The organism is Flavobacterium sp. GW821-FHT11G01, from assembly GCF_058808175.1.
Map to the genome: position 1 here is coordinate 13,362 of NZ_JBXARK010000002.1, position 12,629 is coordinate 25,990.

Here is a 12,629-nt window from a genome sequence, read left to right on the forward strand (position 1 = left end):
AATTACTTTGAAAAAGATTATTCAAGTTCTAATCGCTCTTGTTCCAGTTTCTCAGCTAATCTTTTTTCTATAATTGGTGTAATTAATGTTTTTCTTGGTTTTATTTTTACAAAAGGAAACAACTCTAAATCGTGTTTCATTTTATCTTCTTTGTTTGGATATTTATTAGTTCCTAATAAAACTTCTTTTTTTGAATCGAATAATTCCTGTTCTTTTGCAGCACTTTCCTGAATTTTCTTTTTGATTGTTCCATCGTTTAAAAGTTTCAGAAAGCCTCCATTGGCTTCAATATCTTTAAATAAAGTCAAACTTTTTTCTGCTAATTGGGTTGTTAAACTTTCAATATAATAACTTCCATCGGCAGGATTATCGACTTTATCAAAATAACTTTCATGTTTTAAAACCAGCAATTGATTTCGGGCAATTCGATCTCCAAATTCATTGTCTTTATGATATAAAGCATCATAAGGCAGATTCGCAACGGCATCGGCACCACCTAAAATAGCTGACATGCATTCTGTTGTAGTACGAAGCATATTGACATTGTAATCGTAAATCGTTTTATTTCGTTTGGTTGGTGTAACCAATAAATGACATTCAATATTAGGATTATATTCTTTGGCAATTAGTTTAAAAAGCAGTCGCAAAGCACGAAGTTTTGCAATTTCAAAGAAATAGTTCGTTCCGACAGAAACCTGAAAAACAATTGGCTTGGTAATACTTGGCAAACGATTTAAATATTCATTTGCGTGAGCCAAACTGTAAGCAATTTGTTGTGTAATATTGGCGCCGGCATTTTGATACAAACCTAAATCTATACTTAGTAATGAAAGGTTTGTAGTTACTTTTGCAATATTTTCAATCGTTTCAAAATTATTTTTGTCTGATGTTGGGAACCAATTTCCTTCTCTCGCAAAATGACCAATTGGGTCTATGTTACAATAAAAAACTGCTTTTTTTTGTAAAGAAATAGTGTCTAATTTTTTTACGAAATCGATTGAAATAAAACTTAAATTAAAGTAAACGATTCTATTTTCTAAAGGAAGTGTTTCTAATAATTTTTGAATGTCTATTTTTTCATTTTGAATCGTAAAACGTAGGCTTTCAGCACCTCTTTCAATAGTATTAATAGCTCTTTGAATCGATTTCTCGATGTCGTAAACAAAAATATTTTGACAGATTTTAAAATTTGAAGCTTCCGTTTTTACGGGTAACGCTTTTGAAAATTCATCTCTGTGATAAAAAGGTTTTACCTGAATATCTTCTGGAGAATTCCAAATTACAGTTTGGTTGTATTCGGCTCCATCTAATTCAAACTGAATCTTTTGTTTCCATTGTTTGGATGAAATCGGATTAAAATCGTCGAACAGGGTAGTGGCCATTGGGTGTTTTTTCTAATTATTCTTTGTCTTGAATGGTATCTCCTTCAAATTGGATGATGTAAATATCTTCGCTGTCTTTTTTCATAAAGTACTTTTCGCGAGCGTATTTTTCTATTTGTTCAGGATTTTTAAGTTGTTTGATCTGTTCCTGATCTTTTTTTATCTCTTCCTGGTAATATTTTTTATTGTCTTGTAATTCATTGATTTGCCCGTCTAAAAAGCGATGATCAAAATAGGAGTAATTGTCTAAAAATAACATCCAGACAACAAAAAAAAGCAAAACCCAAACATATTTGTTGCTTAGAAGTTTAAACCATTTTTTGTCTTTATATGGATTTTTCATTTTTAGTTTTGTTTAACCGATTATTTCTTTTGGATGAGATTCGTCTTTCTAGCCCCGATAGAGCCGGTATCCTTTTTATGTCCGCCGCGGCGGACATAAAAAGATAAAGGCGAAAGCGGGAAATAGCTCCTAATTTTTATGGAATAAATTTACAATAAAAATTATGAAATTCGCTGATTAATTACGGCACGAACCACATCAATTGCTACAGTATTATATTTGTCATTTGGAATAATGATATCAGCAAAAGCTTTTGATGGTTCGATAAATTGCTCATGCATAGGTTTTAAAGTGTTCTGATAACGATTTAAAACCTCGTCAATATCACGCCCGCGTTCTGAAATATCTCTTTTTAAACGACGAACTAATCTTTCGTCAGAATCGGCATGAACGAAAATTTTGATATCAAAAAGTTCACGTAATTCCGGATTGGTTAAGATTAAAATACCTTCAACAATCATTACTTTTCTCGGATGTGTTGATACTGTATCATCAGTTCTATTGTGTTGTATAAACGAATAAACCGGCTGATCAATTGTTTCACCCGCTTTTAAAGCTTTAAGATGCTTTACCAATAATTCAAAATCAATAGATCTTGGGTGATCAAAATTAATTAGTGCTCTTTCGTCAAATGACAAATTGGTTGTTTCTTTATAGTACGAATCCTGAGAAATTACGCCAACTTCAGTGTCGGGTAATTCGGTCATGATTTGGTGTACTACTGTTGTTTTTCCACTTCCTGTTCCTCCTGCAAGTCCAATAATGAGCATAATTTTATAGTATATATTTGTTTGGCAAAAATAATAATTTATGTGGATTGCTAAACACATAATGCAATTTAACCATATAAGTAATGTAAGTAAATTTAAGCAGACAGATATTTAAACAAAATAGTACTTAACTGAACTTATATTACTTATATGGTGAAAAACATAAAAAAATCCCGAAAGTAAACCTTCGGGATTTCGTGCAATCAGTATAGTTTTAATAAAATATTCTGAATTTAGTAAGCACTTGTAATTATTTATTCTTTTTTGCTTTTATCATCATTTCAAGCTGATCCCAAAGTTCTTCCGGAATTGCTTCTAATAAATTGAATTGTCCGGCACCTTTTAGCCATTCGCCTCCATCAATTGTGATGACGTCTCCATTTACATAAGCCGAAAAATCAGAAACTAAATAAGCCGCTAAATTGGCTAATTCCTGATGATCACCCACACGTTTTAATGGTACTTTTTTGGCCATATCAAATTTTTCAGCAAGATCTCCAGGTAATAGTCTGTCCCAAGCCCCTTTTGTTGGGAATGGTCCCGGAGCAATTGCGTTAGAACGAATTCCGTATTTTGCCCATTCTACCGCCAAACTTCTTGTCATGGCTAAAACTCCCGCTTTTGCAGTAGCACTAGGAACTACGTAGGCAGAACCAGTCCAGGCATAAGTCGTAACAATATTTAAAATAGTAGCAGAAGTTTGTTTGGTGTCAATCCAATGTTTTCCAAAGGCAAGTGTACAGTTTTTAGAACCTTTCAATACGATATCTATAACGGTATCAAATGCATTTGCAGATAAACGTTCTGTTGGTGAAATGAAATTTCCGGCAGCATTGTTCAAAAGGACATCTACTTTCCCGAATGTTTTTAAAACTTCCTGAAGCATATTTTCTACTTCTTCATAATGACGAACGTCACATTGAAGCGGCAAACATTTTCCGCCAGTTTCGGTTTCAAGTTCTGTAGCAGTTGCTTTTAGTTTGTCTAAATCTCTAGAAGTAATCGCTACCTGAGCGCCTAATTCTAAGAAATATTTAGTCATTGCTTTTCCTAAACCACTTCCGCCCCCAGTAACTACAATGACTTTTCCTTTTAAGGCGTCATCGCGCAACATTTTATCTGTATAGCTCATACTTTTTTCTTTTTATTGCAATATTAATTAAATAAATAGGATGCATGCATAATAATGTTATAAAATTTTGATAAATTTTATATATCGCACAATTTTTTTGCTGCTGATTCCAATGTGAAATTATCTTTGGCAAAACAAAAACGTATCAATTTTTGATCTTTATGATCTGAATAAAAAGTTGAAATGGGAATTGCAGCGACGCCATGATCTATAATTAGTTTTTTACAAAATGTTACATCGTCGTCGTTAGAAATATTTGCATAAGAAGCCACTTGAAAATAAGTTCCTTCGCAAGGTTTTAATTCGAATTGGCTATTCTGAAGTAATTTTTGAAAATAATCTCTTTTCTCCTGATAGAATTTTCCAAGTAAATTAACATCAACAACATCTAAATATTCGCTGATCGCAAATTGTGAAATACTATTGACACTGAAAACTAAAAATTGATGCACTTTTTTGATTTCCTTCATCAGATATTCTGGCGCGATCGTATAACCAATTTTCCAGCCTGTAATATGAAATGATTTTCCGAAGGAAGAAACCATTATACTACGATCTAAAAGAAAGTTTTTTGTGTGAGCCGAAATATGTTTTTCTTCAAAAGTAATGTATTCATAAACTTCGTCAGATAAAACGATCATTTCAGGGTATTTTGAAAGTAGTTTTTCTAATTCTAAAAAATCATTTTCAGTCAAAATCTTCCCTGTAGGATTATGGGGATTATTGATGATAATCATTTTTGTTTTTGAGGAACACGCTTTTTCGATTGTTTCCCAATTTGGTGTATAATCGTCATTTAATGCAACCCGAATTGGTTTTGCATTGCACAATAAAACAGGAGATTCATAAGAATCATAACTCGGATCCAGAATGACAACTTCATCTCCGGTTTTAACTAAAGCTAAAATTGTGGTGAAAATTCCCTGCGTGGCACCAGCTGTAACCAAAAGTTCAAAATCAGGATTTATTGTTCTATTATAAGAACTCTGAATTAACTTCGCAATTTGATTCATCAAAGGGGGATAACCAGCCATTGGCGTATATTGATGCACATTTTCTTTTGATAATTTTGCAACAATATCCGTTAATCTTTCATCGACAGGAAAATTAGGAAATCCCTGCGAAAGATTTATTGCATTGTATTCGGCTGCCATTTTTGACATTACCGTAAAAATGCTTGTGGTTACGTTTGGAAGTTTACTCATGATAAAGTTTGATTTAGGGGAAACTTGTGAGTGAATAAAATAAACTTAATACTAATCTATTATCATAGGTATAGAAAAGAGAACGCGAATTACTTTATTGTTTTGTTTTCCAGGACTCCATTTTGGAAATAGTTTTAAAACTCTTATGGCTTCTGCACCCGTTTCGTATCCAAGGTCTCTTAAAATTTTAATATCAGTTAACGATCCATCTTTTTCAATAATAAAAGTGCAATACATCTTTCCTTTTAAGCCTGGTTTTGGACTTTTGAAATTTTGTTTTATAAACCCGTTCATAGCTTCTACTCCTCCTGGGTATTCTGGTTTTACTTCTAAACCTGCTGTGTTGTATACTTGATTGTCATCTTCAATAACTGGATGCACGGGAATGTAAGATTCAGTATTACTGTTGTTTGTGTTTTTTGTTTTTGACTGAGAATAAAAACTTTGCGCAGTACAAATCAAAATTAGGATTAGGAATTTTTTCATTATGATGGTTTTAAAGTTAGTTTACATTTTATGTATAATAAAAATAGTAGGTCGATTATGTAAATCTACTTTTAATTTTTTCCAATCCGAAATTTTCATTGTTTTTATAAATTCTGTTGGTAACGTAATATCTGTAGCAATGCATAAATGTGTTGAAGGATTTACAATCTGCAAAATATCTTCAACCAATTTATTGTTTCTGTATGGTGTTTCAATAAAAATTTGAGACTGATTTTTATCCTGCGATAATTTCTCAAAATGTCTCAATGCTGATTTTTTTTCGTCTTTATCGATTGGCAAATATCCATTGAAGGTAAAACTTTGTCCATTCATTCCAGAAGCCATCATAGCCAATAGGATAGAAGAAGGCCCAACTAAAGGCACAACCTGAATTCCTTTTTCATGTGCTAATTTTACAATTACAGCGCCAGGATCTGCAACGCCCGGACAGCCGGCTTCACTCATTAAACCCACATTTTTTCCTTCTAATAAAGGTTTGATGAAGTCTAAATGTTCGCTTGGCTCGGTTCTTTTGTTAAGGGTAAAAAGAATAAGTTCTGATTGTTTTTTTTCAGGAGAAACTGCTTTTATTGATTTTCTCGCTGTTTTTTCATTTTCAACAATATAATAATCTATAAAATCAATGCTTCTTTTTACGGTTTGCGGCAAAACATCCATCGGATCGCTTTCGCCCATTGTTGTTGGAATTAAATATAGTTTTCCTGGAAGTTTCATGTGATTTATTTTATAGATTATAAAATGAAATATTTTCAATTATTAGTTGCCAAATAATTGAAAATAGATAAGTTAAGAATGTTTTTCGATAAGTTTTTTAGAAATGATGTCAGCAACTTCGTCTAGCATTTGGTAAACGTTGTCAAAACCATTTACAGCACCAAAATAAGGATCTGGTACATCTACATTTTCGCCCGGAAATAATTCGTTTAAAATAAGGTAGACTTTGTCTTTATGTTCCGGTGTTTTGGCAAGATGAATGACGTCGCGGTAATTCGAATTATCCATAACATAAATATAATCGAATTCATCAAAATCAGAAGTTTTAAATTGTCTTCCTTTTTGATTGTCAATGCATAAGCCGTTTTTTTGTGCAACAGCAATAGAGCGTTTATCAGGTGCGTGACCTACATGCCATGATCCAGTTCCAGCTGAATCAACTGTGAATTTGTCTTTAGGAAGTTTAGAGGCTAAAATACCTTCTGCTAAAGGCGACCTGCAAATATTTCCCAAACAAACCATTAAAATTTTTACTGGCATGATTCGCGTTTATAGCGTTAGTTTTTTGTTGATGTCTTCGACAAATTTTTTGAATTGTTTGTCTGTTGAAACTAAATTGTCAACTGTTTTACAAGCGTGTAATACAGTAGCGTGATCGCGATCTCCAATTTGTGAACCAATGTTTGCCAAAGAAGCCTTAGTGAATTTCTTTGCAAAAAACATTGCCAATTGTCTCGCCTGAACAACGTGCCTTTTTCTGGTTTTAGATTGAAGTGTTTCAATATCCAACTGAAAATAATCAGACACAATTTTTTGAATATAATCGATAGAGATTTCTCTCTTCACGTTTTTAACAAATTTCTCTACAACACTTTTGGCCAACTCGATCGTAACTTCTTTTTTGTTGAAAGAAGATTGAGCAATTAATGAAATAATCGCACCTTCAAGTTCACGAACATTGGTTTTGATATTACGGGCAACATATTCAATAATGTCTTCCGGCATTTCAACACCATCGCGGTACAAAATGTTTTTTAAGATTGAAATACGAGTTTCGTAATCTGGCTGATGTAACTCAGCAGATAATCCCCATTTAAAACGAGATAATAAACGTTGCTCAATATCCTGCATGTCAACAGGAGCTTTGTCCGAAGTTAAAATTACCTGTTTTCCATTTTGGTGCAGGTAATTAAAAATATGGAAAAATACGTCCTGAGTTCCTGATTTTCCAGATAAAAACTGAACATCATCAATAATCAAAACGTCAATTAATTGATAAAAGTGGATGAAATCATTACGATTATTCTTTTTTACCGAATCAATATATTGTTGTGTGAAAATTTCGGCAGAAATATATAAAACCGTCTTTTCAGGATATTTATCTTTTACTTCAACACCAATTGCGTGAGCTAAGTGTGTTTTTCCTAAACCAACTCCACCAAAAATCAATAACGGATTAAATGAAGTTCCTCCAGGTTTATTGGCAACAGCCATACCTGCAGAACGTGCCAAACGGTTTGAATCTCCTTCTAAGAAATTATCAAAACTATAGTTGGCATTTAATTGCGATTCAATTTTTAAATTTCTAATTCCGGGAATTACAAAAGGATTTTTAAGCTCAGGATTTAGGTTTTTAAACGGAGCGTCAACCTCTTGCGGTTTCATTGGCACTCTGTTGGCACTTGGCAACTGTTCGGTAAACGGTTGTTTATTGCCATAAGTGTTCTCCATTTTAATTTTATAGAGTAACTTTGCGTTTTTTCCTAGTTCTTTGGTAAGCGCAACTTTCAATAATTTAACGTAATGTTCTTCTAGCCATTCGTAGAAAAATTTACTTGGTACTTGAATATATAACGCGTTGTCGGTTAGCTCAACTGATTTGATTGGTTCGAACCAAGTTTTATAGGCTTGATCTTGAATATTGTCCTTTATAAAAGACAAACAGTTTTCCCATACCGATTGAGCAGTTTTAGTCATAGATTCAAATAAATTTTTTTATTATTGATAAAGATTCTCCTAATAAAAAAGGAGCAAAATTTTTCCGTATTTCAGGATAACAAATATGTGAACAAATTTCTGTAAAAAAAAATATTTTGGGGTCTAATTTTATAAAAAAATGTTGTAAGTGAACTTTTGGAAGCTAATTTTTTTTAATCAATAAATAATGAAAAATCATCAAACGCAAGTGCGTGTTCGTTACTCTGAAACAGACCAAATGGGGGTCGTTTATCACGGAAATTATGTGCCATATTTTGAGATCGGACGCGTGGAATGGCTTAGAGACAAAGGGATTTCGTATAAAAGTATGGAAGAAAGCGGAATCGGATTACCAATTGTTTCGATGCAAATAAATTACAAAAAATCGGCGCGTTATGATGAGCTTCTTACGATTCACACTACTTTCAAAAGTCAAACATCTGTTAAGATTGAATTTGACTGTGCGATCTTTAACGAAGCGAATGAGTTATTAACAACGGCGGTGTTTATTTTAGTATTTATTTCGTTAAAATCAGGTCGTCCAACTGCCCCTCCGGATTATATTTTAGAATTATTTAAAACGCTTGTATAATTGTTAAAATGCAGTGCGTTTTTGTATCAATTTATATAATTTTGATATCGATTTCAAACATTAAATCAAAAATGTCGAATACAGATTCGGCATTTTTTTTTCGCGTTTTTGTGATTATTTTGCCAATTGGGAGTCCGGATTCTTCGTCAATTTCCATTTCCTGAGAAGTGATTTCCAGTTTTTTTTCTTTGATGACACGCATTACTTTATTCATATTTTTATAATCAAAAGAGATTAAAAAATGAACATCAATTGTTTTTTCGACAATTTCACAAACTTCAAGCGTCATTTGTGCAGTTGTTTTATAAGCAGCAATCAATCCGCCAACTCCTAATTTAACACCTCCAAAAATTCGAACTACAACTACTAAAACATTTGTTAACCCAAAAGACTGAATTTGGCCATAAATAGGCGCGCCGGCTGTATTGCTGGGTTCGCCGTCATCATTGGCGCGATACGATATTTTTGGTGCTGTGCCCAATTGATAAGCATAACAATAATGAACCGCGTGCGGATGCTGTTTTTTTAAGTTTTCAATAATAGGTTTTACTTCGTCTTCATTTTCTATAGGAAATGCATAACCAAAGAATTTACTTCCTTTTTCTTTAAAAAGCACTTCTTCAGATTCAAAAGCAATGGTTTGATAGGTATCGTTATATTCCAAAAGTAAATTTCTAAAGTATTTTTTTATCAAATAAATCCACAACATCTTCCTTGCCTACTTGTAAATTCCATACATTGAAACCTAAAGCTGCAGCTGAATCTGTGTTTTCTTTTTTATCGTCGATAAATAAAGTACGTTTTGGCGACAATTCATGTTTATTGATTAAATATTGAAAAACATCAGCATTTGGTTTTCGTTTTCCAATTTCAAAAGAAAAATAAACTTTTTCAAAACATTGGTAGAAATCGCTATAAAACGAAATGCCACTTTTGGTTTCGAAAGTTTCAATATGAATAGAATCAGTATTACTCAATAAAAACAATCGATATTTTTTTGAAAGCATTTGAAGAAATTCTAATCTGTATAAAGGAAAATCGGTCAGAATGGCATTCCAGGCTTCCAATATTTCTTCAATCGAAGCATTTGGGAGTTCCTTTTGAAAACCTGCCAGAAAATCATCATGCGAAATATCTCCGGTTTCAAACAAAAGATTCAAACGATCCAATTCTGAATTCCATTCGGTCATGCCTAATTTCTGCAATCCTGAAATAGTAGCCTGTTTATCTAAATTGATAAAAATATCTCCAAAGTCAAAAATTATAGTATCAATCATGATTTCTAACGTATATTAATTCGTCGTTTTGAATGCAGATTTTGGTTGTGGCTTTCTTTTGTATAATCGGAGCTTTTGTTCCTTTATTAAAAGTTGTTTTTCCAATAAAAATACGAGCTTCATCCCAAATGTTCTGGTCAATAAAAGCTTGTAAAGTTTTCAAACCGCCTTCAATAATAATAGACTGAATTTGATTTTGATGCAAAATAGCTAAAATCTGCGGTATTATATTTTGTTTAAAATCGATTACTTCAAAGGTAGTGTTTTCTGCTGAAAAGTTAATTTCAGATTTCGTAAACACGATAGTTTTAACACTGTCATCAAAAATAAAACTCTCTTTTAAAATGCGATTATTTTGATCTAAAACAACTCTTACCGGATTATTTCCTGACCAGTCTCTAACGTTTAATTTCGGATTGTCATCAATTACCGTTTGAGTTCCGACTAAAATTGCCTGTTCTTCACTACGCCATTTGTGAACCAATTGTCTTGAGTAAGTATTGGTAATCCAAACTGGTTTTCGTTCCTGATTAAGATCTTTTTCGGTAGACAAAAAGCCATCCTGACTTTCGGCCCATTTTAATATAATATAAGGTCTCTTCTTATTATGAAAAGTAAAAAAGCGTTTGTTAAGTTCGTGGCATTCTTTTTCTAAAACGCCTACGGTAACATTGGCACCGGCGGCAATTAGTTTTTTGATTCCGTTTCCGGCCACTTTTTCGTTTGGATCTACTGTTCCTACAACAACATTAGGAATTTCGTTTGCAATAATTAAATCACAACAAGGCGGTGTTTTTCCAAAATGACTGCAAGGTTCTAAACTAACATAGATTGTTGCCTTTTTTAATAGCAATTTATCTTTTACAGATCGAACTGCATTGACTTCTGCATGTGCTTCTCCGGCTTTTTTATGCCATCCTTCACCTATAATTTGGTCATTATAAACAATTACACTTCCTACCATTGGATTCGGGTAAGTTGTCCCAAAACCATTTTTAGCAAGTTCGATACAGCGTTTTATGTATTTTTCATGTGTATTCACGATACAAAAGTAATTATTTTTGAGTTTAATCTAATAGTAATTGATGTATGATAAGAAACTATCAAAAAACTATTTTTACTTTTGTAGATATTACAAGAATAAATAAAATATGGAAAATTGGCTTATTAGAAAAATTAAGAAAGAAGACAATCAGGCAGTTGCAAAATTAATAAGATCAGTTTTTGATGAAATGGAAATTCCAAAAGTAGGTACAGCCTATGAGGATCCTTATTTAGATTTGATGTTTGAAGAATACAATAAATCACAATCGGTTTATTTTGTCGTTGAAAATGAAGGAGAAATAGTGGGCTGTTGCGGAATTGCGCCTTTAGAAAATGTAGACCCTGCAATTTGCGAATTACAAAAAATGTATTTTTTGCCTGAAACACGAGGTTTAGGAATTGGCAGTAAAATGATGGAGAAATGTTTGGAGCAGGCTAAAGTTTTTGGTTTTGAAAAATGTTATATTGAGACAATGCCATTTATGCATGCAGCTCAAAAATTATATAAAAAATCAGGTTTTGAATATTTAGATGCGCCGATGGGATGTACCGGGCATAGTTCTTGTCCGGTTTGGATGTTGAAAGATTTGTAAAACAATATAATAAGTTAGTTTTTACAATGTTTATTTGAAAGAAAATTGGCTTTTGCCGAAAGATAAATACTCAAAGACCCGAAATGAAAATTAAACAATACCGCACTCAATTTATAAAAGAATTATCGCCTTTTTACGATGCGTATGAAGCGGAAAGTTTTTTTTATTTAATTTTAGATGACAAGCATAAATTGAGACAAATTGATTTGGCCTTAAATCACGAATTGAATTTTTCAGAAAGTGATTTTGTGGTTTGGAATTCATTGTTGAGTCAATTGAAAAAAGAAGTTCCGATTCAGTATTTACTTGGAAAAACAAGTTTTTATGGTTTGGATTTTGAAGTAAATGAGAATGTTTTGATTCCGCGACCAGAAACAGAAGAATTGGTCGAATGGATTATAAATGAAAATTCTAAAACGGATAAAACTAAAAAAATAAAGATTTTAGATATCGGAACGGGAAGTGGTTGTATTGCTATTTCATTAGCAAAAAATCTTCCGAATGCTGAAGTTTATGGAATTGATGTTTCGAAAAAAGCGATAGAAACGGCAAAAAGAAATGCGATAAATAATAATGTTGATGTGACTTTTGTCTTTTTGGATATTTTAGAAACAGATATACTTACATGTAGTTTTGATATTATTGTTTCGAATCCGCCTTATGTTCGAAATTTAGAAAAAGAAGAAATCAAAAAGAATGTTCTTGATTACGAACCACATTTGGCACTTTTTGTAGAAGATAACGATGCGTTGATTTTTTATAGAAAAATAGCTGCTTTGGCAAAAAGTAGTCTTTTAGAAAACGGGCAATTGTTTTTTGAAATCAATCAGTATTTAGGAAAAGAAATGACGGATTTGTTGGAAACAATGAATTTTAAAAATATTGAACTGAAAAAAGATATTTACGATAATGATCGTATGATTTCCTGCAAGGTTTCCAAAACCTTGTAGGTATAAATTCATATAAATAATAACAATCTACAAAGTTTTGGAAACCTTGCAGCAGAACATCTTAAAAGTTTAAAACTTCTAATTTAGCCCCGATAGAAGTGGAAATCCTTTTGTACTGGGGTTCAGTACAAAAGATTGCAACG

15 protein-coding genes are annotated in these 12,629 nt (G+C 32.4%); 3 read left to right on the forward strand and 12 right to left on the reverse strand.

Annotation, left to right across the window (positions count from 1 at the left end; all coding sequences use genetic code 11):
- Positions 1–17: 17 nt before the first annotated feature.
- From AC1RRN_RS03830 to dnaA, 9 genes are all read right to left on the reverse strand, one after another.
- The gene (locus AC1RRN_RS03830; protein ID WP_492966041.1) at positions 18–1,382 is read right to left on the reverse strand and encodes a methylmalonyl-CoA mutase subunit beta; all 1,365 of its coding nucleotides are present in this window, start codon (positions 1,380–1,382) and stop codon (positions 18–20) included.
- Between the two features lie 16 nt (positions 1,383–1,398).
- Positions 1,399–1,725: an FtsB family cell division protein gene (locus tag AC1RRN_RS03835; RefSeq protein ID WP_492966042.1), complete on the reverse strand. Its 327-nt coding sequence runs from the start codon at positions 1,723–1,725 to the stop codon at positions 1,399–1,401.
- Positions 1,726–1,886: 161 nt separating this feature from the next.
- Positions 1,887–2,495 (reverse strand): uridine kinase, encoded by a 609-nt coding sequence (gene udk, locus AC1RRN_RS03840; protein WP_026984962.1) that lies wholly within the window; start codon positions 2,493–2,495, stop codon positions 1,887–1,889.
- A 250-nt stretch (positions 2,496–2,745) separates the two neighbouring features.
- Positions 2,746–3,627, reverse strand: coding sequence for an SDR family oxidoreductase (locus tag AC1RRN_RS03845; protein WP_316635665.1), 882 nt, complete (start codon positions 3,625–3,627; stop codon positions 2,746–2,748).
- A gap of 77 nt (positions 3,628–3,704) precedes the next feature.
- Positions 3,705–4,832 carry a methionine aminotransferase gene (locus AC1RRN_RS03850; protein WP_492966043.1) on the reverse strand — a complete coding sequence of 376 codons (1,128 nt, stop codon included), beginning with the start codon at positions 4,830–4,832 and terminating at the stop codon, positions 3,705–3,707.
- 51 nt (positions 4,833–4,883) lie between these two features.
- Positions 4,884–5,318, reverse strand: a complete 435-nt coding sequence (locus tag AC1RRN_RS03855; protein ID WP_492966044.1) for an energy transducer TonB — start codon at positions 5,316–5,318, stop codon at positions 4,884–4,886.
- 21 nt (positions 5,319–5,339) lie between these two features.
- Positions 5,340–6,053, reverse strand: coding sequence for an SAM-dependent methyltransferase (locus AC1RRN_RS03860; RefSeq protein WP_492966045.1), 714 nt, complete (start codon positions 6,051–6,053; stop codon positions 5,340–5,342).
- 72 nt (positions 6,054–6,125) lie between these two features.
- Positions 6,126–6,593 (reverse strand): low molecular weight protein-tyrosine-phosphatase, encoded by a 468-nt coding sequence (locus tag AC1RRN_RS03865; RefSeq protein WP_492966046.1) that lies wholly within the window; start codon positions 6,591–6,593, stop codon positions 6,126–6,128.
- A 9-nt stretch (positions 6,594–6,602) separates the two neighbouring features.
- Positions 6,603–8,030, reverse strand: a complete 1,428-nt coding sequence (dnaA, locus tag AC1RRN_RS03870; RefSeq protein WP_072973220.1) for a chromosomal replication initiator protein DnaA — start codon at positions 8,028–8,030, stop codon at positions 6,603–6,605.
- Between the two features lie 187 nt (positions 8,031–8,217).
- Between dnaA and AC1RRN_RS03875 the strand changes: the two genes are divergently transcribed.
- The gene (locus tag AC1RRN_RS03875) at positions 8,218–8,622 is read left to right on the forward strand and encodes an acyl-CoA thioesterase (RefSeq protein WP_492966047.1); all 405 of its coding nucleotides are present in this window, start codon (positions 8,218–8,220) and stop codon (positions 8,620–8,622) included.
- A gap of 31 nt (positions 8,623–8,653) precedes the next feature.
- Here AC1RRN_RS03875 and AC1RRN_RS03880 read toward each other — a convergent pair whose 3' ends face one another.
- Genes AC1RRN_RS03880 through ribD form a run of 3 tightly spaced genes read right to left on the reverse strand, consistent with a single transcriptional unit; the run spans position 8,654 to position 10,941 of the window.
- Positions 8,654–9,286 (reverse strand): IMPACT family protein, encoded by a 633-nt coding sequence (locus AC1RRN_RS03880; protein WP_492966048.1) that lies wholly within the window; start codon positions 9,284–9,286, stop codon positions 8,654–8,656.
- 10 nt (positions 9,287–9,296) lie between these two features.
- Positions 9,297–9,899: an HAD family hydrolase gene (locus tag AC1RRN_RS03885; RefSeq protein ID WP_492966049.1), complete on the reverse strand. Its 603-nt coding sequence runs from the start codon at positions 9,897–9,899 to the stop codon at positions 9,297–9,299.
- Positions 9,892–10,941: a bifunctional diaminohydroxyphosphoribosylaminopyrimidine deaminase/5-amino-6-(5-phosphoribosylamino)uracil reductase RibD gene (gene ribD / locus AC1RRN_RS03890; RefSeq protein ID WP_492966050.1), complete on the reverse strand. Its 1,050-nt coding sequence runs from the start codon at positions 10,939–10,941 to the stop codon at positions 9,892–9,894. Before ribD ends, AC1RRN_RS03885 begins: the two co-directional genes overlap by 8 nt.
- 109 nt (positions 10,942–11,050) lie before the next feature.
- On the opposite strand from ribD, the gene AC1RRN_RS03895 reads away from it, so the two are divergent.
- On the forward strand, positions 11,051–11,536 hold the full coding sequence (locus AC1RRN_RS03895; protein WP_492966051.1) for a GNAT family N-acetyltransferase: 486 nt from the start codon (positions 11,051–11,053) through the stop codon (positions 11,534–11,536).
- 83 nt (positions 11,537–11,619) lie between these two features.
- Positions 11,620–12,486, forward strand: coding sequence for a peptide chain release factor N(5)-glutamine methyltransferase (gene prmC / locus AC1RRN_RS03900; protein WP_492966052.1), 867 nt, complete (start codon positions 11,620–11,622; stop codon positions 12,484–12,486).
- The last annotated feature ends 143 nt before the right edge of the window (positions 12,487–12,629 follow it).

What these genes read in the sequence shown, in the direction of transcription:
- AC1RRN_RS03830 (WP_492966041.1), bottom strand. Translation starts at nt 1,382, where the DNA reads ATGGCCACTACCCTGTTCGACGATTTTAATCCGATTTCATCCAAACAA.
- AC1RRN_RS03835 (WP_492966042.1), bottom strand. Translation starts at nt 1,725, where the DNA reads ATGAAAAATCCATATAAAGACAAAAAATGGTTTAAACTTCTAAGCAAC.
- udk (WP_026984962.1), bottom strand. Translation starts at nt 2,495, where the DNA reads ATGCTCATTATTGGACTTGCAGGAGGAACAGGAAGTGGAAAAACAACA.
- AC1RRN_RS03845 (WP_316635665.1), bottom strand. Translation starts at nt 3,627, where the DNA reads ATGAGCTATACAGATAAAATGTTGCGCGATGACGCCTTAAAAGGAAAA.
- AC1RRN_RS03850 (WP_492966043.1), bottom strand. Translation starts at nt 4,832, where the DNA reads ATGAGTAAACTTCCAAACGTAACCACAAGCATTTTTACGGTAATGTCA.
- AC1RRN_RS03855 (WP_492966044.1), bottom strand. Translation starts at nt 5,318, where the DNA reads ATGAAAAAATTCCTAATCCTAATTTTGATTTGTACTGCGCAAAGTTTT.
- AC1RRN_RS03860 (WP_492966045.1), bottom strand. Translation starts at nt 6,053, where the DNA reads ATGAAACTTCCAGGAAAACTATATTTAATTCCAACAACAATGGGCGAA.
- AC1RRN_RS03865 (WP_492966046.1), bottom strand. Translation starts at nt 6,593, where the DNA reads ATGCCAGTAAAAATTTTAATGGTTTGTTTGGGAAATATTTGCAGGTCG.
- dnaA (WP_072973220.1), bottom strand. Translation starts at nt 8,030, where the DNA reads ATGACTAAAACTGCTCAATCGGTATGGGAAAACTGTTTGTCTTTTATA.
- AC1RRN_RS03875 (WP_492966047.1), top strand. Translation starts at nt 8,218, where the DNA reads ATGAAAAATCATCAAACGCAAGTGCGTGTTCGTTACTCTGAAACAGAC.
- AC1RRN_RS03885 (WP_492966049.1), bottom strand. Translation starts at nt 9,899, where the DNA reads ATGATTGATACTATAATTTTTGACTTTGGAGATATTTTTATCAATTTA.
- AC1RRN_RS03895 (WP_492966051.1), top strand. Translation starts at nt 11,051, where the DNA reads ATGGAAAATTGGCTTATTAGAAAAATTAAGAAAGAAGACAATCAGGCA.
- prmC (WP_492966052.1), top strand. Translation starts at nt 11,620, where the DNA reads ATGAAAATTAAACAATACCGCACTCAATTTATAAAAGAATTATCGCCT.